We start from the raw sequence: 23,249 nt of genomic DNA, 5'->3' as shown, positions 1-23,249 counted from the left end.
ATTAATGACGGAACAAACTTTATCTATTGAAACGATTGCGCCTCGCACACCGTTGCAGGAGTTTTGGTTTTATTTCAAACAAAATAAAGGGGCAGTGATTGGGCTCACTTTTATTCTTGTCGTAGCATTAATCAGTGTTTTTGCGCCTTGGATTGCACCTTTTGATCCTATTGAACAAAACCGTTCAGCACTGTTGTTACCACCTGCTTGGTATGAAGGCGGCAATTCTGCTTATCTACTGGGTACGGATGACATTGGTCGAGATATTCTTTCTCGCATTATTTATGGTACGCGCATTTCGGTTTTCGCAGGTTTCATTATTGTTATTTTATCTTGCATTTTAGGAACGAGCCTTGGCTTGCTCGCAGGCTATTATGGTGGGGCATTGGATACATTAATTGTTCGTTTCATTGACATTATGTTGGCTATCCCAAACTTGCTTTTAACCATTGTAGTGGTATCAATTTTAGAGCCCTCTTTAACGAATGCGACATTAGCGATTGCCGTGGTTTCGATTCCAAGTTATGTACGCTTAACACGTGCAGCGGTATTAAATGAGAAAAACCGAGATTATGTCACCTCTTCGCGCGTAGCGGGAGCAAGCGTATTACGTTTAATGTTTATTGTGATTTTACCGAATTGCCTTGCGCCTCTCATCGTACAAATGACGATGGGGATTTCTAACGCCATTTTAGAATTAGCAACCTTAGGTTTCTTAGGTATCGGTGCCAAACCACCGACACCGGAATTGGGGACAATGTTATCTGAATCACGTAGCTTTATGCAGGCGGCAAACTGGTTAGTTACTATTCCAGGTTTAGTGATTTTATCGCTTGTTTTAGCATTTAATTTAATGGGCGATGGGTTGCGTGATGCGCTCGATCCAAGATTAAAACAATAGGGGGCAGAATGGCATTATTAGATGTAAAAGAACTTTCTGTTCACTTTGGTGATGAAAAAACACCTTTTAAAGCGGTCGATCGCATTAGCTATCAAGTTAATCAAGGTGAAGTCTTAGGCATTGTTGGCGAGTCTGGCTCTGGGAAATCCGTGAGTTCCCTTGCCGTGATGGGCTTAATTGATTTTCCTGGTCGTGTTTCAGCGAAAGGCTTAGAATTTGAAGGAAAAGATCTCTTAAGCTTACCGCCAAAAGAAAAGCGGGAATTAGTTGGGGCCGATATTGCTATGATCTTCCAAGACCCAATGACAAGCTTAAATCCCGCTTATACAGTCGGTTTTCAAATTATGGAAGCCATTAAAGCGCATCAAGGGGGTAGCAAAAAAGAACGCCGTGAACGCACCTTAGAGCTATTACGCTTAGTCGGAATACCTGATCCTGAATCACGTATTGATGTTTATCCGCATCAGCTTTCTGGCGGGATGAGCCAACGCGTTATGATTGCTATGGCGATAGCTTGTAAACCGAGATTGCTTATTGCAGATGAACCAACTACAGCACTGGATGTGACTATTCAAGCACAAATTGTAGATTTGTTGCTTGAGTTACAGCAAAAAGAATGTATGTCGTTGATTCTGATCACGCACGATCTTGCGCTAGTCGCAGAAGCGGCACATCGCATTATTGTGATGTATGCAGGACAAGTGGTGGAAGAAGGTTGCGCAGAAGATATTTTCCATGAACCAAAACATCCTTATACTCAAGCGTTATTACGTTCTTTACCTGAATTTGCAGAAGGTAAATCTCGTTTGCAATCTTTACCCGGTGTGGTACCTGGTAAATACGATCGCTCACAAGGCTGTTTGCTAAACCCACGTTGTCCGTATGCAACGGATCTTTGTCGAAGTATCGAGCCTGAATTACGCCAAGTAGGAAACAGACAAGTAAAATGTCACACCCCATTAAATGCCCAAGGAGAACCAAGCAATGTCTAATGTCGCACAAGAAAATGCACCATTGCTCAATGCCATTGGGCTGAAAAAATATTATCCTGTGAAAAAAGGGATGTTTGCAAAAACACAGCAAGTGAAAGCGTTAGATGGTGTGTCTTTTTCCTTAGAACGTGGTAAAACCCTTGCTGTAGTAGGTGAGTCTGGTTGTGGTAAATCGACACTTGGTCGTCTTTTAACCATGATAGAAGAACCGACTGAAGGGGAGTTGTATTATAACGGGCAAAATTTCTTAGAGAATGCTTACGAAACGAAAGCATTGCGTCGTCAGAAAATACAAATTGTGTTTCAAAACCCTTATGCCTCACTGAATCCGCGTAAGAAAATCGGCACAATTTTGGAAGAACCTTTAGTCATTAATACCAATCTATCGGCAAAAGAACGCAAAGAAAAAGTGTTATCCATGATGGCAAAAGTGGGGTTGCGAGCCGAGTTTTATAATCGCTATCCACATATGTTTTCGGGTGGACAACGTCAACGTATCGCGATAGCCCGTGGTTTAATGCTTGATCCTGACGTGGTTGTAGCGGATGAACCGGTTTCTGCATTAGACGTGTCTGTTCGTGCGCAAGTGCTGAACTTAATGATGGATTTGCAAGCTGAGCTTGGTTTATCTTATGTCTTTATTTCCCATGATCTTTCGGTGGTTGAACACATTGCTGATGAAGTGATGGTGATGTATTTAGGTCGCTGTGTTGAAATGGGCACAAAAGAGCAGATCTTTAAAAATCCACAACATCCTTATACGCAAGCTTTACTTTCGGCAACACCAAGATTGTCACCTGAATTACGTCGTCAACGGATTAAATTAACCGGAGAATTACCAAGTCCGATTAATCCACCAAAAGGTTGTGCATTTAATCCACGTTGTTGGAAAGCGACCGATAAATGTCGAAATGAGCAGCCTAAATTGGAAAAATACCCTGATGGTAAGCTCATTGCTTGCTTCCATCTCGATTAGAAAAGAGAAAAGAAAATGACCGCACTTAAGTAAGTGCGGTCATTTTTTTAGGCGTTTTGAGTGCGATAGCGGAAATTAAAGAAGACAAAAATGCCGAGTGCAATTATAGCTAATGCTGCGCCACTAAAGCCTATATATTCAATACCAATGTGACGAGCGATTTGATTACCAAATAGTGCGCCTGCACCAATACCTGCATTAAAAATACCTGAATAAATGGCACTCGCTACGTCTGTTGCATCGGGTGCAAGTTGCAACACGCGCATTTGTAATGCGAGTCCAATACAAGAAATTCCTATCCCCCAAATAAAGGCTAAGGCAAACATTGTTGCGGTATAGCCAGCCGAAGTAAGCATAAAGCCTAAGGAAATAGCTAATAACAGAATTGCATGGATAATAAATTGTGTGGCGCCTAAACGGTATAATCGGTTAAAAATCACACTCGCTGTCACACCTGAAATACCAAAGACCAAGAGAATCATGGTAGCTAGATTAGGATCCATTTGCCCGATTTGAATCATAAATGGCTCGATGTAGGTATAGGCTGTAAAGTGGGCCGAAACAATAATTACCGTGGTTGCATAAAGTCCAATTAATAGTGGACGTTTAGCTAAAATAGGCAAACTTGCAACGGAACCTGCATTTTTACTTGGTAGCGTTGGTAATAAGCGAATGATTAAGAGCATTGTGACTAAAGCTAATACACCAATAATGGCAAAGGTAATGCGCCATCCTACAAGTTGACCAACTAAGCGTCCTAATGGCAAACCTAGAATTGTGGCCAATGATGTACCAATGGCTAACATACCAATGGCTTGTGTCTTTTTATTTTTAGGCGCAACGCGCATCACTAAAGAGGCGGTGATTGACCAGAATACGGAATGGGCCACCGCGATACACATACGGGCAATAAGAAGAATCCAATAATTCCATGCAATTACCGAGATAATATGCCCGATGATAAAAATGATGAAAAGCCTAACCAGTAAACTTTTACGTTCCATTTTTCCTGTGGCAAGCATTGCAGGCAGGGACATGATGAGAACTGTCCACGCATAAACGGTCATCATTAAGCCGACATCAGAGGTTTGCATATCAAAACTTTGTCCGATGTCAGTGAGTAAAGCAACGGGTACAAATTCCGTGGTATTAAAAATAAAAGCGGCGCAAGCCATGATAACTACGCGCCAATATTGGGTTCTTTCTGCTTTCTGATAAAACGACATTATTTTAATTTCTCTTTAATTAATTCCTTAAGTTGATGACGGAAATTTTTATCAATATTTAACTTGTATTGTGGTGCATAGCAGCTATCGAAAAAGCGAATAGGTAATGCGAGTTTTTTGTATTTTTCGTTAGTTGATCTTAAAGTTAAATTGATGTCACATTGTACATTATCTAAATCAATGGCTCCAGAACCTTCACCTAAAAGTGCGGTTGTTTTTAAGCTTATTTTATCTACTTTTAGTAAGTGGTTTTCGAACGAAAGATGTGATTCAAAACGTTCGTAAGGTGTATTCATATTTCTACTGGCAGTTAAATCACTGTTGTAATTAATTGGTAAATACTGTGCCGCCATATCTAATAAATTCAATCCTAAAAGCTCGCCATCACGCGCATTAAAATCAAATTTCCCTTCGATTAATTCTGAGTTTGTAAAGGCTAATTGAGTGTTAAAATCACTCGTACCTGTCATGGTTTGCGGGAAATTAAGTAAAGCTAACAACTGAGTTAAAGGAAAATTTTTACCAGAAAAATTGACCGCACTTTTTTGTAGATAGCTATCAAATTTGAGTACAGCAAGACAATTTGTGGTGCATCTAGGCTTAATGTAAGCAATGGCACGTTTCTGTGGCTTTGTTAAATCTGTATGAATTTCAATATAGCCCAGGTCTTGCTGATTGAATTGAACATGATCAAATTGAATAAGTGATTCACTTTCCCGACGGAGGGTAACATGACCTTTGATAAAACGAAAATTAAAGATTCTATTACTGCCATAAAGTGGTTTTGCTAGTTCAACAGTAATGAGAGTTGTTGTGCTAAATGGAATATCATCACTAGTAATATAATTAAGTGGGAAACCGTTGAAATGCACTTGAACATTTGCTGAGTTTTGTGCCTTTGGGGATAACTTGATATTTTGAGCAACTAATTCTTGCAGTTGAGCATTACCCAAAACTAATGATGGCAGAGAAAATTTTCCAGTTATTTTTTCAATACTTATTTGATTATGTTGAACTTTGTCAAAGGAAATATACGGCTCAGGGAAAATGCCCATATTAAACTCTTGGAAGGTAGTTTCATGCTGAGCTAGTGCGGTAGTAATCACTGTTTCCAGTTTTTGAATTTGTGAATAAAAAAAAGCAAAGATCGCAAACAGCACGATCAACAGGCTAATTGCGATCTTTTTCATTGATTAATCCTCATTAATTCGGCTCGCTACCGCATTTTGCTGATGTTTATATTTCGCATCTTTACGGCTGGTGTAAGGGCGTGCTGCCGGGCCACTTAATACTTCAAAACTTAAAGCACCAATCACCATATTAGGACGTAATGCTAAAGGTAATTTGCCGGAGTTATAGAATTCCAACACAATTTTGCCTTCCCAACCTGGATCGATACGATGTGCGGTTACATGTACCATTAAACCTAAACGAGCAAGTGAAGAACGACCATCTAGCCAACCGATAATATTGGCAGGGAGTTTCACTGACTCCAATGTGGTTGCTAATGCCAACATACCAGGATGTAAGAAGAAGGCTTCATCATCACCGATAATAATTTCGTCACTCATTACTGATTCAAGTTGAGCAGAGACTTCTTCTTTCGGGCCACTTAAATCAATATAAGGTGCGGAATGTTCACGAAATACGCGAAATGAATTGCCTAAACGCACATCAATGGTTGCCCCATTGATTTTGTCATTTTCAGGACGAGGCGTTAAAGAAATAATGCCATCATCTAGATAGCGTTCGATATCGGTATCGCAAAGACGCATGATTTTTCCTATTTTTGGTTTAATAAATGAAGAATTTGAGCTTTTAACATATTAATCGCAATACGGTTTTTACCACCGCGCGGAATCACGATATCCGCATATTGTTTTGATGGTTCGATAAATTGCATAAACATTGGGCGCACAGTTGCACGATATTGATCAATCACAGATTGTAATGAACGACCACGTTCTTCCATATCACGTTGTAAACGACGGATAAAACAAATGTCTAATGGCGTATCCACGAACACAGAAATATCGGCTAATTGGCGAACTCGCTCATCAGTAAGCAATAAGATGCCTTCTAAAATAACAATTTTTTTCGGGGTGAAGTGTTTGGTTTCGCCTGTTCTGGTATGCTCAACATAACTGTAGACAGGAACATCCACAGCAGTTCCGTTTTTTAAGTCTTTTAAGTGTTGAATAAGTAAATCTCTGTCCATTGAACTCGGGTGGTCATAGTTGGTTTTTACTCGCTCACTCATCTCTAAATGGCTTTGATCTTTATAGTAGCTGTCTTCAGCAATAATCCCAATTTCTTCACAACCTAAGTCGTTGCAAAGTTCTTTATGAACGGTGGAAGCAATGGAGCTTTTGCCTGAAGCGGATGCACCCGTGATGGCGATGATAATACAAGATGAGTTTGACATGGAACGTCCTCAAAAACGGAAGGTAAAAATTATGGGGATTATAAAGAAAAATCAGTTTAAATTCATCTTTCTTTTTTATTTAAATTTTTTAAATTTGTGAAGTAGTTCACGGAATTTTTTTTCGTTTTCGCTTACGATGTGCTCGTTTTTATTATTTCATCAGTGTTATTTATGAGGAGTGTACGATGAAAATGAATAAAATTTCTCTCTCCATTTCAACCGCACTTTTAGCAGCAGGCTTCATGACATCATCAGCCGTTAATGCTCAAGGGCGTTTAGTGGTGTATTGTAGTGCGACTAACATTCTTTGTGAAACGACAACCAAAGCGTTTGGCGAAAAATATGATGTGAAAACTTCATTCATTCGCAACGGTTCAGGCAGTACGTTTGCAAAAGTTGAAGCGGAAAAAAATAACCCTCAAGCAGACGTTTGGTTTGGTGGTACATTCGACCCTCAAGCTCAAGCGGCAGAGTTGGGTTTAATCGAACCTTATAAATCTAAACACATTGATGAAATTGTTGAACGTTTCCGTGATCCAGCGAAAACCAAAGGACATTATGTATCCGCTATTTACATGGGTATCTTAGGTTTTGGTGTGAATACCGAGCGTTTAGCAAAATTAGGTATTAAAGAAGTACCAAAATGCTGGAAAGATTTAACTGATCCTCGCTTAAAAGGCGAAGTGCAAATTGCTGACCCACAAAGTGCAGGTACAGCATACACTGCGTTGGCTACTTTCGTTCAACTTTGGGGCGAAGAAAAAGCCTTTGATTTCTTAAAAGCATTACATCCAAACGTATCGCAATACACCAAATCAGGTGTCACTCCATCTCGTAATGCGGCACGTGGTGAAACTGCGGTAGGTATCGGTTTCTTACACGATTACGCACTTGAAAAACGTCAAGGTGCGCCGTTGGAATTAGTGGTACCTTGTGAAGGTACGGGCTACGAGTTAGGTGGCGTAAGTATCTTAAAAGGTGCGCGTAACATCGATAACGCAAAATTATTCGTGGATTGGGCATTATCTAAAGAAGGTCAAGAGTTAGCGTGGAAACAAGGTGACTCTTTACAAATCTTAACTAACACCACAGCGGAACAATCACCAACTGCGTTTGATCCAAATAAACTTAACCTCATCAATTATGACTTTGAAAAATACGGTGCAACCGAACAACGCAAAGCCTTAATTGAAAAATGGGTTCAAGACGTTAAATTAGCGAAATAATGTTTAAAGTGCGGTTGAAAAACATGAGATTTTTTGACCGCACTTTTACCATTTTAGCCCCACTAGATAGATTTTTACGTGGGTTTCTACGATGAGCGTATTAGCTTATCTTATTTTATAAACACAGGAGTGGACCAATGAAAATGTCTAACGTTGCTTTAGCACTTTCTGGTGTTGTATTTGGTGGCGTGTTGCTAAGCTCTCACGCATCTGCTGCAGAAGGTCGTTTAGTGGTTTATTGTAGTGCACAAAATACGATGTGCGAGCAAGAAACCATGGCTTTTGAGAAAAAATACGGAATCAAAACTAGTTTTATCCGTGGTGGTACAGGCACAATTTTAGCCAAAATTGATGCTGAGAAAGACAACCCTCAAGGGGATGTGTGGTATGGCGGTACGCTTGATCCGCATTCTCAAGCGGGTGAAATGGGCTTACTTGAAGCGTATAAGTCACCAAATCTTGCACAAATTCCTGAACAGTTTAGAGACCCAGCTAAAATTAAAGGCAACTATTCCTCCGCGATTTATCTCGGTGTATTAGGCTTCGGTATTAACCCAGAACGTTTGAAAAAACTCAATTTGCCGACACCAAAATGTTGGAAAGATCTAGCCGATCCTGCGTACCGTAATGAGATCCAAGCAGCTGATCCACAAAGTTCTGGAACAGGTTATACACAATTAGCCACCTATATCCAACTTTGGGGCGAGGATGAAGCATTCAAATATCTCAAAGAACTCAATAAAAACGTTTCCCAATATACCAAATCCGGTAACACCGCAACCCGTAATACAGCGCGTGGTGAAACCGCAATCGGAATTGGTTTTTTACATGAATATTCTTTAGAGAAAGCAAAAGGCGCACCAGTTGAATTAGTTGTTCCTTGCGAAGGTACAGGCTATGAAATTGGTGGCGTGAGCATTATTAAAGGTGCAAGAAACCTTGAAAATGCGAAATTATTTGTGGATTGGGCATTATCAAAAGAAGCGCAAGAGTTAACCTGGAAAAAAGGGGAAGCATATTCTATTTTAACCAATAGTACCGCTGAGCAATCGCCTTATGCGCTTGATTTTAAATCCATCAATTTAATTAATTATGATTTTGACAAATACGGCTCAAGTGATTTACGTAAACGTTTGATCACAAAATGGGTTGATGATGTTAAATTAGCAAAATAATGATGTATACATAGCGAAATAATAGCTATTGTATTATTTCGCTTTTTTCTTTTATGCGAGGTTGTATGAACGCAAATAAACGTCCTATTATCCAATCAGCCAATTTTTGGATAATTCTTGCAGTGATTGCATTTCTTCTTCTTCCTTCTCATGCATTAGATTACGGCTTGTTTGAGAGTACTAGTGATGAATATTATGATGCAATGGGTTGGTCTTCGTTAAATATTACGGTCTTATGGTTTTTACCGATTCTTTTATACGGTTTAGTACCTTATCTTAAATTACCGAGGGCTACGCAAGCGAAAGTGGAACTTTATCTTATTGCCGCTGCGACGTTGTTTATCTTCGTCAGTGCGACCATTTATAAAGTCAGCCTAGGATACTCTGTGATTGTATTAATTGCGAGTTTAACCGCATTGGCGACGTTTTCTTTTGCAAAATTGCAGGTAATGCAAGGGGATAAATTTATTATTGCCTCTTTGCTTTGCATTATCTTATTAATTTTCTTCTTCATCGTTTATCCAACATTGGCGATCTTTGTCTCCATGTTCTATGACGGTGAGACTTTTGCACCACAACAAGTGATGCGAATTTTGACTCAAAGCTACATTGTACGTGTTATTAGTAACTCGTTATTCTTATCGGGCTTTGTAGGTATCGTATCAACCATTTTCGGTTTGGCATTTGCGCTTTATACTACCCGTATTGCACGTAGAACGGCATTCATTGGTAAAATTTTCTCTATTTTACCAATCGTCACACCACCGTTTGTTGTGGGTTTAGGGGTAACATTGATGCTTGGCCGTTCAGGTTATGTAACTGAGTTCTTATCCTCAACATTTGGATTTGAGAACCATAACTGGTTATACGGGTTCAACGGGATTGCGATTGCACAGATTCTGGCTTTTGCGCCGATTTCATTCATGATTTTAGATGGGGCATTAAAATCTGTTCACCCGTCAATTGAAGAAGCATCTTACACCTTGCGTGCAAATCGTTACCAAACATTCTTCAATATCATTTTCCCATTACTACGTCCGGCATTGGCAAACTCATTCTTAATCGTGTTTATCCAATCCTTAGCGGACTTTAGTAACCCGTTAGTATTGGGGGGTAGCTTTGACGTAATCGCGACACAAATCTACTTCTATATTGCAGGCTCACAATTAGATTATGCGTCAGCAAGTACTTTAGGTTCGATGCTTTTAATCTTCTCATTAGCCGTATTTATCATCCAATATATTTGGATTGGTAACCGTTCTTATGTGACCGTTTCAGGCAAATCCTATCGTGGTGACGTGCAAGATTTACCAACTGGCTTGAAATACACCATCATCGGTATGCTTGGCTTCTGGGTACTCTTTAACTTAGCGTTATACGGCAGTATTTTCTACGGTAGTTTCACAGTAAACTGGGGTGTGGATTACACCTTAACCTTGAAAAACTATGCGATGTTATTCGGACAAGGCTTAAGCGATGGGGCATGGCCATCATTGATTAATACCTTAATTTACGCAGGAATTGCCGCACCATTGACCGCACTTTTCGGTTTATTAATTGCGTATATTGTGGTGCGTAAAGATTTCCAAGGTAAAAAATCTCTTGAGTTCTTAACCATGCTTTGCTTCGCCGTACCAGGAACTGTTGCAGGGGTATCTTATATTTTAGCCTTTAACAATGCGCCACTTTACATTACAGGCACCAGCATTATCGTGATCATTTCAATGGTAATGCGTGATTTACCAATCGGTATGCGTGCAGCGATTGCAGGTCTTGGTCAATTAGATAAATCACTCGATGAAGCATCTCTTTCTTTAAAAGGTAGCTCATGGAAAACATTATGGTTTATCGTTTTACCATTGTTAAAACCAGCGTTACTTTCTGCATTGGTTACCAGCTTTGTTCGTGCGATGACCACCGTAAGTGCGATTATCTTCTTAGTCACCGCTGATACACGCGTGGCAACAGCCTATATTTTAAACCGTGTAGAAGATGGTGAATATGGTGTTGCTATCGCATACGGTTCGATTTTAATCATCGTGATGATGGCCATTATTTTATTCTTTGACTGGATTGTGGGTGATACCCGAATTTCCCGTTCTAAAGCGAAAAAAATGAATTAACTCGTTAAGTTGTAGGTAAATATTATGAGTAATAATGATTTCTTAGTATTAAAAAATATCACTAAATCTTTTGGTAAATCCACAGTCATTGATAATTTAGATTTAACCATTAAACGTGGCACCATGGTGACCTTATTAGGGCCATCCGGTTGTGGTAAAACCACTGTGTTACGTTTAGTGGCAGGTTTAGAAAACCCAACTTCAGGTCAAATTTTTATTGATGGTGAAGATGTAACCAAATCATCCATTCAAAATCGTGATATTTGTATCGTATTCCAATCTTATGCGTTATTCCCACACATGAGTATCGGTGATAACGTAGGCTATGGTTTACGTATGCAAGGAGTGAGCAAAGAAGAACGTGCTAAACGTGTAAAAGAAGCGTTAGAGTTAGTTGACTTAGCGGGTTTCGAAGATCGTTTCGTGGATCAAATTTCGGGTGGTCAACAACAACGTGTGGCATTAGCACGTGCGTTAGTGTTAAAACCAAAAGTATTACTTTTTGATGAACCATTAAGTAACTTGGATGCAAACTTACGTCGTTCCATGCGTGAAAAAATCCGTGAACTACAACAAAGTTTAGGTATTACCTCACTTTATGTGACTCATGACCAAACTGAAGCATTTGCGGTATCTGATGAAGTTATTGTGATGAATAAAGGTAAAATCATGCAAAAAGCGCCAGCAAAAGAGCTTTATTTGCGTCCAAATTCTTTATTTCTTGCAAACTTCATGGGAGAATCAAGCATCTTTGAAGGTAAATTAGAAAATAACACCATTGACGTGAATGGTTATAAATTACCATTAAGCAATGCGGCGCAATTCAATTTACCGGATGGTGAATGCTTAGTGGGCGTTCGTCCTGAAGCGATTTACTTAAAAGCAGAAGGCGAGGCAGCACAACGATGTGAAATCAAGAGTGCAGTCTATATGGGTAACCACTGGGAAGTGGTGGCAATTTGGGCAGGCAAAGAATTGCTCATTAATACCAAACCAGAAGACTTTAATGCTGATCTCAAACAAGCTTATGTGAACTTCTCTGAACAAGGTATTTTCTTGTTGAAGAAAGAGAAATAATATCAATTCAAAGGCGTATGGAAGCATACGCCTTTTCTTTTAAAATCCTTTCAAAATTGACCGCACTTTTCCTTTCATTTTATTTTTCCTAACAGATCTGTATAATCTTTACTCTTTGAATATAAACGATTGAAGGAGGAAAGCATGATAAAACCTGATACTTTACCGCAATTTTTGCGTAATAAAGTCGAGAAAAATGATGCCTTTGGTCTTGTGGAAGGGCTGTGTCAATTATTGCGTAGTAGCCCTACAGAAAAAATTTCTCCAACCTTACATTTATTTAAGTTTATCTTAAAGAACGACAAAGAATTAGGCTGTTCTGTTTCGAAATTATTATGTGGTTGGTTATGTGGTTTACGTCTTTATCCCTTGTTTATTAGCAGCGGTATTCTTACACGTGGCGGTTTTGGACAGGAAATGAAAACGCGTATTTATGAGCGTTTTAACCCCTCTTTTAAAGATATTAATGATTTACGTGATATTTTTTATTTATTGTTTAGCGATAAAAATGATGCGCGCTGGATTGATGCCGTCCCATTAAAAACGTGGCGAGGCGTATTTGGCGTTTTAACCCGTTATACAGAACAAAAAGATCGGGAACGTTTAAAAAATCATATTGAAAGTGAAGGGCTATTTGCCATAGAGATGCTTTCAATTTGGATTGCAGCTGAAGATATGGATCCTGAGCTGATGCGAATGGAACCCTCTCTGTTGAATGCTGATTCCCCTTTTGTGGCATTGCACCATGAAGTGGTGAATTGGTTACAGGCACGCCGCCAATCAACTGTTTTTGATGATAGCCATTTACAGGTAATGTTTAGCCAATGTAAAAAATTGGTTGAGCGTTTGCAAAAACGCGGGGCAGTGGTGGGATCTTCCTTAAATACAGCGTATTTATTGGAGCGTCTTTCTCAGACCTTAGAGCGATTGGAAACCTTGATGGCGATTTTTGTTTCAAATCGCTATTTACCACGCCGAATATTGTTATTAACCGGCTGTTTTGCCCGTGCAGCAGCAGAAAAACATAGCATCACCCGATTATGGAAACAAAGCTCAAGATTAATCTCACGTAGCATTACCCAAAATGCGGGCGACCACGGCGAGCACTACATTACGCGAGATAAAAAAGAGTATTGGGCAATGTTTTATTCTGCGGCAGGTGGTGGTGTATTAATTGCACTGATGGCGCTATTTAAAATCTATCTAGGTAGCATTATTGATGACAAAGTCTGGAAAGGCATTGCAGAAGGCTTAAATTACGGCTTAGGTTTCATGGTGATCTTTATGCTGCATTTCACGGTTGCAACCAAACAGCCAGCTATGACTGCAGCCCGTTTTGCTGAGGCTGTTGAGAAAACGCCTCAAGGGAAAACCGTCAATATGAAATTAGCCCAATTATTAGTGGATGTATTTCGTTCTCAAAGTATTGCTGTGCTAGGTAATGTGCTCATTGCGATGAGCTTAGCCGCATTGATTGCGTTTGGTTACCAATATAAAACAGGTGAGCCGTTGATGAATGCTGATCAAATAGCTTATCAGTTGCATAGCATTGATCCTTTTGCGGGAACCTTATGGTTTGCAGCCATTGCAGGTGTATGGTTATTTTGCTCAGGGATTATTTCGGGCTATTTTGATAACCGAAGCAATTATTTGAATATGCGCATGCGTTTAACCCAACATCCGTTATTGAAAAAACTAATATCTGAAAAGACTCGCGTTAAATTTGCTAATTATATGCATGAAAATTATGGATCGCTTATTGGTAATCTTTGCTTTGGTATGTTGCTTGGGATTACCGGTGTAGTGGGTTACTTAACGCATTTTCCGTTAGATATTCGTCATGTGGCATTTTCATCTGCGAATGTCGGTTATATTGCAGTGAGCGGACATTTCACCTATTCATTGCTTTTACAATGCATTGGTTTTGTATTGTTGATTGGTTTGGTTAATTTAATTGTCAGTTTTTCATTAACGCTTTGGGTGGCATTGCGTTCTTTGAATGCGGAAATTGATAGCTGGTGGCCAATTTGGCATGAAGTTTGTCAAATTGTGAAAAAACGTCCATTAAGCTTATTTCTTCCTGTTCAATTAGATAAATAATCGGCTTAAGTGCGGTCAAAAATATCAACGTTTTTGACCGCACTTTCTTTTCGACAAATTTAATTTGCGTTATCATGTTGCTCATCTAACTCGATAACTTTATGAATTATTCTAATGAAACAAACATTTCTTGAACTTCGTCACCTAAGAACCTTGCTTGCTTTGAAGGAAACGGGCAGCGTTTCGATGGCGGCAAAACGTGTGTATTTAACACAATCAGCACTCTCTCACCAAATTAAGTTAATGGAAGAGCAATTCGGTTTACCTCTTTTTGAGCGTAAAAGTAACCCATTGCGTTTTACAGCCGCAGGCGATCGCTTGATTCGTCTTGCCAATGAAATTCTTCCGAAAGTGGTTGATGCAGAACGTGAGCTTGCACGCGTAAAACACGGTGATGCAGGGCAATTACGAATTGCAGTAGAGTGTCATACCTGTTTCGACTGGTTAATGCCGGCAATGGATGAATTTCGTCAACACTGGAGCTTGGTGGAGTTGGATATTGTCTCAGGTTTCCACACTGATCCGGTTGGATTATTGTTATCTCATCGTGCAGATTGGGCAATCGTGTCAGAAGTTGAACAAAATAGTGATGTTTTGTTTAAGCCGTTGTTTTCTTATGAAATGGTGGGCATTTGCTCTAAAGATCATCCATTAGCCAATAAAGAGGTTTGGCAGGCGGAAGATTTTGCTGAAGAAACTTGGGTAACTTATCCTGTGCCAGATGATATGTTGGATTTATATCGTCAAGTATTGAAACCGAAAGGTATTAATCCACCTCGTCGTACAACAGAGCTAACGATCGCTTTGATCCAGTTAGTAGCGAGTCGTCGTGGCATTGCTACTGTACCTTATTGGGCGGCATTACCTTATTTAGAGAAAGGGTATGTGGTGGCACGTAAAATTACAGAAGAAGGATTGTACAGCAACCTTTATGCGGCGATTCGTAAAGAAGATGTGAATTTAGCTTATATCGAAGATTTCCATCAAACAGTTAAAACGCAAAGCTTTTCGACCTTACCTGGTTTGTCTGTTTTAGAGTTGTAGTAGGTCAATATGTCAGAAGTAGTGACAGAAAATCCCATCAAAGCCGCGGCAAAAGCGGCATTTCCTTACAGTATGCCAATGCTTGCCGGTTTTTTATTTTTAGGCATAGCATACGGCATTTACATGAAAGCACTTGGATTCGGTGTTTGGTTTCCCGTTGCAATGGCTGCACTTATTTATGCAGGCTCCGTTGAATTTATTGCGGCTGCAGCACTAGTTATGCCTTTTTCGCCTTTAAGTGTTGCATTGGTGACACTGATGGTAAGTGGTCGCCAGATTTTTTATGGCATTTCCATGTTAGAAAAATATGGGGTTCAACTCGGGAAAAAACGTTGGTATTTAATTAGTACTCTTGTAGATGAAAGTTTTTCTCTGAACTATATGGCAAAGATTCCTGATCATTTAGATAAAGGCTGGTACATGTTCTTTGTCAGTTTTTATCTCCATCTTTATTGGGTTGTTGGAGCAGGATTAGGTAACCTATTTGGTTCAATTATCCCTTTTGATTTAAAAGGGGTAGAGTTTGGTATGACTGCACTTTTCCTCGTGATTTTTGCTGAAAACTGGCTCAAAGAAAAATCTCATGAAAGTTCATTATTAGGTTTAAGTGTGGCTTTTGCATCGCTATTAATTGTTGGAAAAGAGCATTTTTTAGTGCCAACACTCATTAGTATTTGGATTCTGTTAACTGTAAGGCGGCCTAAACTTTCATCTAAATTGGAGGCATTAAAATGACATTGATGGAGCAAATTATCACCATTGTGATTTGTATTCTGTGCGTGCAATTTACCCGATTATTGCCTTTCTGGATCTTTCCCGCAAATCGCCAAATTCCAGAATATGTTCGTTACCTTGGCAAAGTATTGCCTGCGGCGATGTTTGGGATGTTAGTGGTGTATTGCTATAAAAATGTGGATGTGTTGAGTGGTTATCATGGCTTGCCAGATTTTATAGCGGGTGCTTTGGTATTGGGATTGCATTTCTGGAAAAAGAACATGTTTCTTTCTATCTCGGCAGGCACAATTTTTTATATGTTTTTAGTGCAAAAAATCTTTATCTAAGCGAATTTTGAGCGAAATAAAAATTTCTTGATATTGCAATCGGTTGCCTTTATTTCGCCTCTTTTCCTCAATTCCAAAATCTTTTATGATGGCGCCTCAATCATTGTTAACGGAGAGATTTATGGAATTTAATTTCATTGAGTTATTAGGTTATTTGGCAACATTCTTTGTGGCCGTGTCTTTTTTATTCAAATCCATTGTTCACTTGAGAGTTGTTAATGCAATTGGAGCGGTACTTTTTGTCGTTTACAGTTTAATCATCAAATCTTATCCAGTTGCGCTTCTAAACGCCTTCTTAGTTTTCGTTAATTTATATCAACTTTATCGTTTAAAAAAAGAGCAGCCAGCATCAAAAGTGCTTAAATAATTGACCGCACTTTTCCACGATTTACCCCCATATTTGATATAAGGCAATCACCAGAGGCATAGTAAACATACAAAGCAGCGTCGTTATTCCATAAATGGCGCTGGCTTTTTGTGGGTTGTTGTTATAAATCACCGCCATTTGTGTCACTGTTGAAGCTGAAGGGCTAGTGGTAGCCAAAAAGCTAATCAACACGATAATCTCACCTTTCTCAACCCAATGTACAAAGCCAATGAGCTTTATTAATATCAACAATACAAACGGAATAACCAACAAGCGCAATAGTGTGACTAAATAAATGCGCTTAGATGAAACAATGCTTTTTAATGGAATTGCGGCAATTAACATGCCCGCAACAAGCATGGCGTTTGGACCAATAAACAAACCAATGGAAGAGAGCGTGCCATTGATAATATTTGGCAACTTAATTTGAAAAGCAAACAAAAATGCTCCGACGAGAATTGACCAAATATTGATGTTTTTAGCAATCATCTTCAAGGATAAATTTCCTTTTCCTACAATAATCAAGCGGCAATGCGTCCAAAATAGAAAGGTTTGTACCACAATAAAACAGCTGGCGTAAATGACCCATTCTTTACCAAATAGCGACATCACAATTGGAATAATTAAGTTGCCAGAATTAGAATAAATGGAAGTGGCATGCTCAATAGGATCAAGGTTTAATAAGCGCTTTAACAGACTGCCAATAATAATCAGAATACTCTGAAGAAATACGGCCATAAGTAGTGAAAGCTGCAAACCTTGTAGAATTTCAGGTGTGTAATCAATTTGAAATGCTTCAATCATCACCGCAGGACTGATGACATAAAGCCCAATAATAGAAAGTGGCTTGCTATCTTCAGATTTTAATAATTTTGATTTAACCAACCCATAGCCGATAAGCACAATAAGTGTTAGTTCAATAATTTTAGTACCGAGTAAAAATGCGATGTCCATAGTGAATATTGATGAGAGAAATTAGTGCTATGAAAGAAGAAAAGGGCAAATAATTTGCCCTTTAAATTGATTGATATTATTCCCATTCTATCGTTGCTGGTGGTTTTCCGCTGATGTCATACACGACGCGGGAAATGCCGTTCACTTCGTTAATGATACGATTAGATACTTTGCCTAATAAATCATAAGGTAAATGAGCCCAATGTGCGGTCATAAAGTCGATGGTTTCTACCGCACGTAGTGAAATAACCCAATCGTATTTACGACCATCGCCCATCACACCTACAGATTTCACAGGTAAGAATACGCTGAAAGCTTGACTGGTTTTTTCATACCAACCGCTGTTGCGTAATTCTTCGATAAAGATCGCATCCGCGCGGCGTAATAAATCACAGTATTCTTTTTTCACTTCACCTAATACACGTACGCCTAAACCCGGGCCAGGGAATGGGTGGCGATTGATCATTTCAGCCGGTAAGCCTAATGCTAAACCGATTTTACGTACTTCGTCTTTAAATAACTCGCGTAACGGTTCAACTAAGCCAAGTTTCATATAGTCTGGTAAGCCACCTACATTGTGGTGTGATTTAATCACATGCGCTTTACCGGTTTTGCTTGCTGCAGATTCGATCACGTCAGGGTAGATCGTACCTTGTGCCAACCATTTCACATTAGTGAGTTTTTTCGATTCATCATCGAATACATCTACGAACACTTTACCGATAATTTTACGTTTTGCTTCAGGATCTGATACGCCTGCAAGTTCGCCTAAGAAACGGCTTTCCGCATCAACACGGGTAATATTTAAACCAAATTTATCACCGAACATTTCCATGACTTGATCGCCTTCGTGCAAGCGAAGTAAGCCGTTATCCACGAATACACAGTGTAAGTTTTTACCAATAGCACGATGTAAAAGTAATGCAACCACAGAAGAGTCAACACCACCAGATAAACCTAGAATCACTTCATCGTTACCCACTTGCTCTTTAATACGAGCAACGGCATCTTCGATAATGTTTTCTGCTGTCCATTTGGTTTCGCAACCACAAATGTTTACGACGAAATTCATTAATAATTCCAAACCTTTTTTAGTATGGGTTACTTCAGGGTGGAATTGTACGCCGTAGAAACGACGGTTTTCATCAGACATCGCGGCAATTGGGCAGGTTGGAGTTGTACCGGTAACTTGGAAGTTTTCTGGTAAGCGCGTTACTTTATCGCCATGACTCATCCATACATCCAATCTGCTATCGCCATCATTTAAATGAGCGAAAAGTGCGGTCGGATTATCCATTAAAACGGAGGCATAGCCGAACTCACGATGATCAGAGGTTTCAGTTAGACCACCAAGTTGCATCGCCATGGTTTGCATACCGTAACAAATACCCAATACCGGCACTCCTGCGTTAAATACATATTCTGGTGCACGTGGGCTATTTTCTTCAGTAGTACTTTCTGGACCTCCAGAAAGAATGATACCGTCTGGATTAAATTCACGGATTTGTTCTTCAGTCACATCCCACGCCCAAAGTTCGCAGTACACACCGATTTCACGCACACGACGTGCAATCAGTTGAGTATATTGTGAACCGAAGTCGAGGATCAGGATTTTATGATTGTGGATGTTTGTCATTTATAATGCTCTTATTATTAATAGTGTAGACGGTCAATTTTCTCCAAAGCTTTACAAAAATCAACCGCACTTTAAAACAACAAAAGGTGGACTAAAGCCACCTTACGGATTAGCCCATACGATAGTTTGGTGCTTCTTTGGTAATGGTTACATCGTGAACATGGCTTTCTTTAATACCTGCACCACTGATGCGAACGAATTCTGCTTTCGTGCGTAATTCTTCGATAGTTGCGCAGCCAGTTAAGCCCATGCAAGAACGCAAGCCACCCATTTGTTGGTGGATGATTTCTTTTAAGTAACCTTTGTATGGAATACGGCCTTCGATGCCTTCTGGTACGAGTTTGTCTGCTGCATTGTCCGATTGGAAGTAACGGTCTGATGATCCTTTCGCCATTGCGCCTAATGAACCCATACCACGGTAAGATTTAAACGCACGACCTTGATAAAGTTCGATTTCACCTGGCGCTTCTTCAGTACCAGCGAACATAGAACCAACCATTACACAGCTCGCACCAGCTGCGATAGCTTTTGCAATATCACCAGAGAAACGAATACCACCGTCGGCGATAACTGGAATACCACGATCTTTTAATGCCGCCGCTGCATCTGCGATAGCGGTGATTTGTGGAACACCTACACCGGTTACGATACGAGTAGTACAAATAGAACCAGGACCAATACCTACTTTCACTGCGCTTGCGCCTGCGTCTGCAAGTGCGATAGCACCTTCAGCCGTCGCGACGTTACCCGCAACGATAGGTAAGTTTGGATATTTTGCACGCGTTTCACGAACACGTTGTAATACACCTTCAGAGTGACCGTGAGAAGAGTCGATTAACAACACATCTACGCCAGCTTTCACTAAAGCATCAATACGTTCTTCGTTACCTGGGCCTGCACCTACAGCCGCACCGACACGTAAACGACCGAATTCATCTTTACATGCATTTGGTTTTTGTTCCGCTTTTTGGAAGTCTTTAACGGTGATCATGCCTTTTAATTTGAATGCATCATCTACTACAAGTACTTTCTCTACGCGGTTTTGATGCATTAATTCTAAAATCGTTTCACGGCTTGCACCTTCTTTTACGGTGACTAAGTCTTCTTTTTTCGTCATTAATTGTGAAACAGTTTTGCTTAAATCTTTTACGAAACGCGTGTCGCGGCCAGTAATGATACCGATTAAGTTATTTTCACCGTCTACAACAGGGTAGCCTGCGAAGCCGTTTTTCTTCACCATTTCAGCAAGTGCTGCAAGGGTTAAGTCTGGCGAAACAGTCACTGGTTCAGAAACGATACCACTTTCGAATTTTTTCACTTTACGAACACGATCCGCTTGGCGTTCGATCGTCATATTTTTGTGAATAAAGCCGATGCCGCCTTCTTGTGCTAAAGAGATTGCTAATTTGGTTTCTGTGACAGTATCCATTGCAGCAGAAAGCATCGGAATATTTAAGCGAATTTCTTTGGTGAGATGAGTTGAGAGGTTGGCAGTATTCGGAAGAACAGTTGAATGAGCTGGGACGAGTAGAACGTCGTCAAAAGTCAGAGCTTCTTGTTTGATTCTAAGCATGGCAATATCTCGTTGTTAAAAGTTGTGTCAAAAAATATTGCGCTGGGATTATACAGATTTTTCATGTGGTTGAAAATGAATTTTTTCGCTTTTATGGTAAGATTTGTCAAGGTTTTTATGAGAAGGAATGAATATGCCATCGTTATTGGATTGTTTGTCTGATTGCCAACCTAAAGTGCGGTCAGATTTGATGTCGTTTTTAAATATTGCATCAAATGAATTGGCGCAGGAAATGGCATTATTGAGCGAAGCGGGATTGAATATTCAAGAAGAAAATGATGTTTATCAGTTAGTGCCAGAAATGCCTTTGTTAAATCTTCAAGCAATTTCGACCGCACTTTTCCCTTATTCCGTGCATTATCATCGAACTATTTCTTCAACAAATGAATTTATAACGAATCAAATTAACCAATTAAAAAAAGGTGATTTGTGTTTGGCAGAATATCAAACAGCGGGGCGGGGACGTCGTGGTCGCCAATGGCTTTCACCGTTTGCAGGGCAGTTAATTTTCAGTTTTTATTGGACTATCGATCCTAAAAAAGCATTAGATGGATTAAGTTTAGTGATTGGTTTAGCCATTGCAGAAGCGTTAAATGCGAAAGTGAAATGGCCAAATGATATTTTGCTTTCGGGACGAAAACTAGGTGGCATATTAGTAGAAATCATTAATAACAAGAATGGTCTGCTAAACTTAGTGGTTGGTATTGGGATCAATGTAAAATTGCCACAATCGACAGAAATTAGTCAGCCGTATGCGCAGCTAACCGAACAGGATCCAAATATAGATCGTGAAACGATCCTTGTTAAAGTGATTCAACGCATTTATTCTCGATTAGCTCAATTTGAAGAAAAGGGTATTGATGAGGAATTCATTCAACAATGGATAAACCATAATGAATTTTTTGGTGATGAAGTGAATATCTTTACCGAACAAGGCGCAATTTCAGGTATAGAGCAGGGAATTGATAAACGCGGTTATTTGAAAGTCATAACTGATGAAGGCGATCGGTATTTTAATGCTGGAGAAGTTTCTTTAAGAAGGAAGTAAATAAAAGTGCGGTCAAAATTAACCGCACTTTTTATATGTATGCTAAACTACTTTCTGAATAAGCGCTGAAATGTCGTCTGCAAATTTTTCATTTTTTGCCATTTGCTCAATTTCCTCAGCAGAATATTTTTCACCGTTATACACGACAACAATGCTGAGATCATTAGGTTGTAAGAAATGCGTTTCACCGAACTCGGTATAACGAGTGGCGCCAATACTAATAATAGCTTGTTTCGGATAGTTTGCTAGCTCTAATAAAGAGGCAATATGATTCATCGGTCCTTCATCGGGTTGATTGTTCATTCTATCCACGATCCAATCTAATAATTGTTGGTGGAAATAGCTATAACCAATCGCGGGGCTGTCAATGCCGTAAGTATTGAGTTCGTCATTGCGTTTATGGAAGCAAGCGATATGATATTGATCAATTTCACTTCCTTTAACAAAAGAGGAAAGTGGAATTAGTTTGGAAGAAATACCTTTACTTGTCGCGCCCCAGTTTTTCTTTTCACAGATTTTTTTCGCATTAGGTCGACGAATAGAGCAGTCATTATAAGCTGTAAAATAACGCGGGATAATTTTCTCAACTTGATTTCCTTTATAGATAAGTTCACAAATAAGTGCAATTTCAGGTTCAATTTGCAGATTATCTGCGCCTTGTGGAAAATTAATTTGATTGTGACTTAAAGGATAGGTAGAAAGAAAGCCCGCTTTTTCACTTGGTATATAAAAAGGGAAAATCGCTTTGGGTTGAATGGCATTTTCTGTCTTAACTTGAGTGAAATCAGCTGCTTCACCGGCTTGTTCTAAATGTCCTGCGAAATTGCCTGCTACACCGAAACCAATCATTTGCTCAAAATTCATAACTACCTCATTAAAATGCCTACTCTTTGGTGGTAATTTACCTTGAATATTGAACAAAGACAATTCACTTTGATGATTAAATCATCAGACAAGAAAAAAATTGAATTTTTTTGTAAAAAAGCACTTGCAAAGAATTCTAAAAGTCCTATAATACGCCCCACACAACGACGCGCTGTTGTGAAGCTTTAACAAAACCAGTGCGTCGTTGTTTTTTGCTCTTTAACAATATATCAGACAATCTGTGTGGGCACTTGTTGATTGACTTGTTTTAAAAATATTTTTTAATTTTGAAGTCTTAATAGGTGCTAACTAGAAATTCATAATACTTTTTAAGTAGTGACATTTTATGTCAGCAGTATTGAGCGATTGAACTTGAATTGAAGAGTTTGATCATGGCTCAGATTGAACGCTGGCGGCAGGCTTAACACATGCAAGTCGAACGGTAACATAAAGAAGCTTGCTTCTTTGATGACGAGTGGCG

At 39.4% G+C, this 23,249-nt stretch carries 21 protein-coding genes and 1 rRNA gene; 14 read left to right on the top strand and 8 right to left on the bottom strand.

Annotated features, from left to right (window positions below; all coding sequences use genetic code 11):
- The first annotated feature begins 4 nt into the window (after positions 1 to 4).
- From DPV95_RS08975 to DPV95_RS08965, 3 genes are read left to right on the top strand one after another with little or no spacing between them, the layout of a single operon-like run.
- Entirely contained in the window at positions 5 to 901 is an 897-nt protein-coding gene (locus DPV95_RS08975; RefSeq protein WP_049366817.1) for an ABC transporter permease subunit, read from the top strand.
- An 8-nt stretch (positions 902 to 909) separates the two neighbouring features.
- Positions 910 to 1,893 (top strand): dipeptide ABC transporter ATP-binding protein, encoded by a 984-nt coding sequence (gene dppD, locus DPV95_RS08970; protein WP_049366814.1) that lies wholly within the window; start codon positions 910 to 912, stop codon positions 1,891 to 1,893.
- Positions 1,886 to 2,869, top strand: coding sequence for a peptide ABC transporter ATP-binding protein (locus DPV95_RS08965; protein WP_049366813.1), 984 nt, complete (start codon positions 1,886 to 1,888; stop codon positions 2,867 to 2,869). Before dppD ends, DPV95_RS08965 begins: the two co-directional genes overlap by 8 nt.
- A 47-nt stretch (positions 2,870 to 2,916) precedes the next feature.
- Here the strand turns inward: DPV95_RS08965 and DPV95_RS08960 are convergent, their stop codons facing one another.
- The 4 genes from DPV95_RS08960 to udk are packed head-to-tail and all read right to left on the bottom strand — an operon-like array spanning position 2,917 to position 6,520.
- Entirely contained in the window at positions 2,917 to 4,095 is a 1,179-nt protein-coding gene (locus tag DPV95_RS08960; RefSeq protein ID WP_049366810.1) for a sugar transporter, read from the bottom strand.
- Positions 4,095 to 5,285 (bottom strand): AsmA-like C-terminal region-containing protein, encoded by a 1,191-nt coding sequence (locus tag DPV95_RS08955; RefSeq protein WP_049366809.1) that lies wholly within the window; start codon positions 5,283 to 5,285, stop codon positions 4,095 to 4,097. Before DPV95_RS08955 ends, DPV95_RS08960 begins: the two co-directional genes overlap by 1 nt.
- Before the next feature lie 3 nt (positions 5,286 to 5,288).
- Positions 5,289 to 5,870, bottom strand: coding sequence for a dCTP deaminase (dcd, locus tag DPV95_RS08950; protein WP_005696382.1), 582 nt, complete (start codon positions 5,868 to 5,870; stop codon positions 5,289 to 5,291).
- Between the two features lie 8 nt (positions 5,871 to 5,878).
- The gene (gene udk, locus DPV95_RS08945; RefSeq protein WP_111406975.1) at positions 5,879 to 6,520 is read right to left on the bottom strand and encodes a uridine kinase; all 642 of its coding nucleotides are present in this window, start codon (positions 6,518 to 6,520) and stop codon (positions 5,879 to 5,881) included.
- Positions 6,521 to 6,705: 185 nt separating this feature from the next.
- Here udk and DPV95_RS08940 point away from each other — a divergent pair, with 185 nt between their 5' ends.
- The 9 genes from DPV95_RS08940 (at position 6,706) to DPV95_RS08900 (ending at position 16,693) form a co-directional block, all read left to right on the top strand.
- Positions 6,706 to 7,746 (top strand): ABC transporter substrate-binding protein, encoded by a 1,041-nt coding sequence (locus tag DPV95_RS08940; RefSeq protein ID WP_005697792.1) that lies wholly within the window; start codon positions 6,706 to 6,708, stop codon positions 7,744 to 7,746.
- Between the two features lie 137 nt (positions 7,747 to 7,883).
- Positions 7,884 to 8,921, top strand: a complete 1,038-nt coding sequence (locus tag DPV95_RS08935) for an ABC transporter substrate-binding protein (RefSeq protein WP_005696379.1) — start codon at positions 7,884 to 7,886, stop codon at positions 8,919 to 8,921.
- A gap of 65 nt (positions 8,922 to 8,986) precedes the next feature.
- Positions 8,987 to 11,044: an ABC transporter permease gene (locus tag DPV95_RS08930; RefSeq protein ID WP_049366803.1), complete on the top strand. Its 2,058-nt coding sequence runs from the start codon at positions 8,987 to 8,989 to the stop codon at positions 11,042 to 11,044.
- A 24-nt stretch (positions 11,045 to 11,068) separates the two neighbouring features.
- On the top strand, positions 11,069 to 12,121 hold the full coding sequence (fbpC, locus tag DPV95_RS08925) for a ferric ABC transporter ATP-binding protein (protein WP_049366802.1): 1,053 nt from the start codon (positions 11,069 to 11,071) through the stop codon (positions 12,119 to 12,121).
- Positions 12,122 to 12,265: 144 nt separating this feature from the next.
- The gene (locus tag DPV95_RS08920; protein WP_111406974.1) at positions 12,266 to 14,221 is read left to right on the top strand and encodes a site-specific recombinase; all 1,956 of its coding nucleotides are present in this window, start codon (positions 12,266 to 12,268) and stop codon (positions 14,219 to 14,221) included.
- A gap of 114 nt (positions 14,222 to 14,335) precedes the next feature.
- Complete coding sequence (locus DPV95_RS08915; protein WP_111406973.1) at positions 14,336 to 15,265, top strand: LysR family transcriptional regulator; 930 nt, start codon at positions 14,336 to 14,338, stop codon at positions 15,263 to 15,265.
- A gap of 9 nt (positions 15,266 to 15,274) precedes the next feature.
- Positions 15,275 to 16,000 carry an azaleucine resistance protein AzlC gene (gene azlC, locus DPV95_RS08910; protein WP_111406972.1) on the top strand — a complete coding sequence of 242 codons (726 nt, stop codon included), beginning with the start codon at positions 15,275 to 15,277 and terminating at the stop codon, positions 15,998 to 16,000.
- Positions 15,997 to 16,326 carry a branched-chain amino acid transport AzlD family protein gene (locus DPV95_RS08905; RefSeq protein WP_111406971.1) on the top strand — a complete coding sequence of 110 codons (330 nt, stop codon included), beginning with the start codon at positions 15,997 to 15,999 and terminating at the stop codon, positions 16,324 to 16,326. The genes azlC and DPV95_RS08905 overlap by 4 nt, the downstream gene beginning before the upstream one ends.
- A 121-nt stretch (positions 16,327 to 16,447) precedes the next feature.
- Positions 16,448 to 16,693 carry a YgjV family protein gene (locus DPV95_RS08900; RefSeq protein ID WP_032822802.1) on the top strand — a complete coding sequence of 82 codons (246 nt, stop codon included), beginning with the start codon at positions 16,448 to 16,450 and terminating at the stop codon, positions 16,691 to 16,693.
- A gap of 21 nt (positions 16,694 to 16,714) precedes the next feature.
- Here the strand turns inward: DPV95_RS08900 and DPV95_RS08895 are convergent, their stop codons facing one another.
- The 3 genes from DPV95_RS08895 to guaB all read right to left on the bottom strand — a co-directional run bounded on the left by DPV95_RS08895 (position 16,715) and on the right by guaB (position 20,856).
- Complete coding sequence (locus DPV95_RS08895) at positions 16,715 to 17,647, bottom strand: AEC family transporter (protein WP_111406970.1); 933 nt, start codon at positions 17,645 to 17,647, stop codon at positions 16,715 to 16,717.
- 76 nt (positions 17,648 to 17,723) lie between these two features.
- The gene (gene guaA / locus DPV95_RS08890) at positions 17,724 to 19,283 is read right to left on the bottom strand and encodes a glutamine-hydrolyzing GMP synthase (protein ID WP_111406969.1); all 1,560 of its coding nucleotides are present in this window, start codon (positions 19,281 to 19,283) and stop codon (positions 17,724 to 17,726) included.
- Positions 19,284 to 19,392: 109 nt separating this feature from the next.
- Positions 19,393 to 20,856 carry an IMP dehydrogenase gene (guaB, locus tag DPV95_RS08885; RefSeq protein WP_049366795.1) on the bottom strand — a complete coding sequence of 488 codons (1,464 nt, stop codon included), beginning with the start codon at positions 20,854 to 20,856 and terminating at the stop codon, positions 19,393 to 19,395.
- Between the two features lie 133 nt (positions 20,857 to 20,989).
- Between guaB and birA the strand changes: the two genes are divergently transcribed.
- A complete protein-coding gene (gene birA / locus DPV95_RS08880; RefSeq protein WP_049366794.1) occupies positions 20,990 to 21,904 on the top strand; it encodes a bifunctional biotin--[acetyl-CoA-carboxylase] ligase/biotin operon repressor BirA in 915 nt (304 codons plus the stop codon).
- Between the two features lie 42 nt (positions 21,905 to 21,946).
- On the opposite strand, the gene DPV95_RS08875 is transcribed toward birA, so the two are convergent.
- Positions 21,947 to 22,768: a DUF5718 family protein gene (locus tag DPV95_RS08875; protein WP_049366793.1), complete on the bottom strand. Its 822-nt coding sequence runs from the start codon at positions 22,766 to 22,768 to the stop codon at positions 21,947 to 21,949.
- Positions 22,769 to 23,142: 374 nt separating this feature from the next.
- Here DPV95_RS08875 and DPV95_RS08870 point away from each other — a divergent pair.
- Positions 23,143 to 23,249: ribosomal RNA gene (locus tag DPV95_RS08870) — 16S ribosomal RNA — on the top strand; the annotation flags it as partial.

The sequence above is a fragment of the Haemophilus parainfluenzae genome (assembly GCF_003252755.1).
In the GTDB taxonomy this organism is placed as follows: domain Bacteria; phylum Pseudomonadota; class Gammaproteobacteria; order Enterobacterales; family Pasteurellaceae; genus Haemophilus_D; species Haemophilus_D parainfluenzae_N.
Note: the sequence above shows the minus strand (reverse complement) of the source record. Positions and strands in the feature narration are given on the sequence as shown.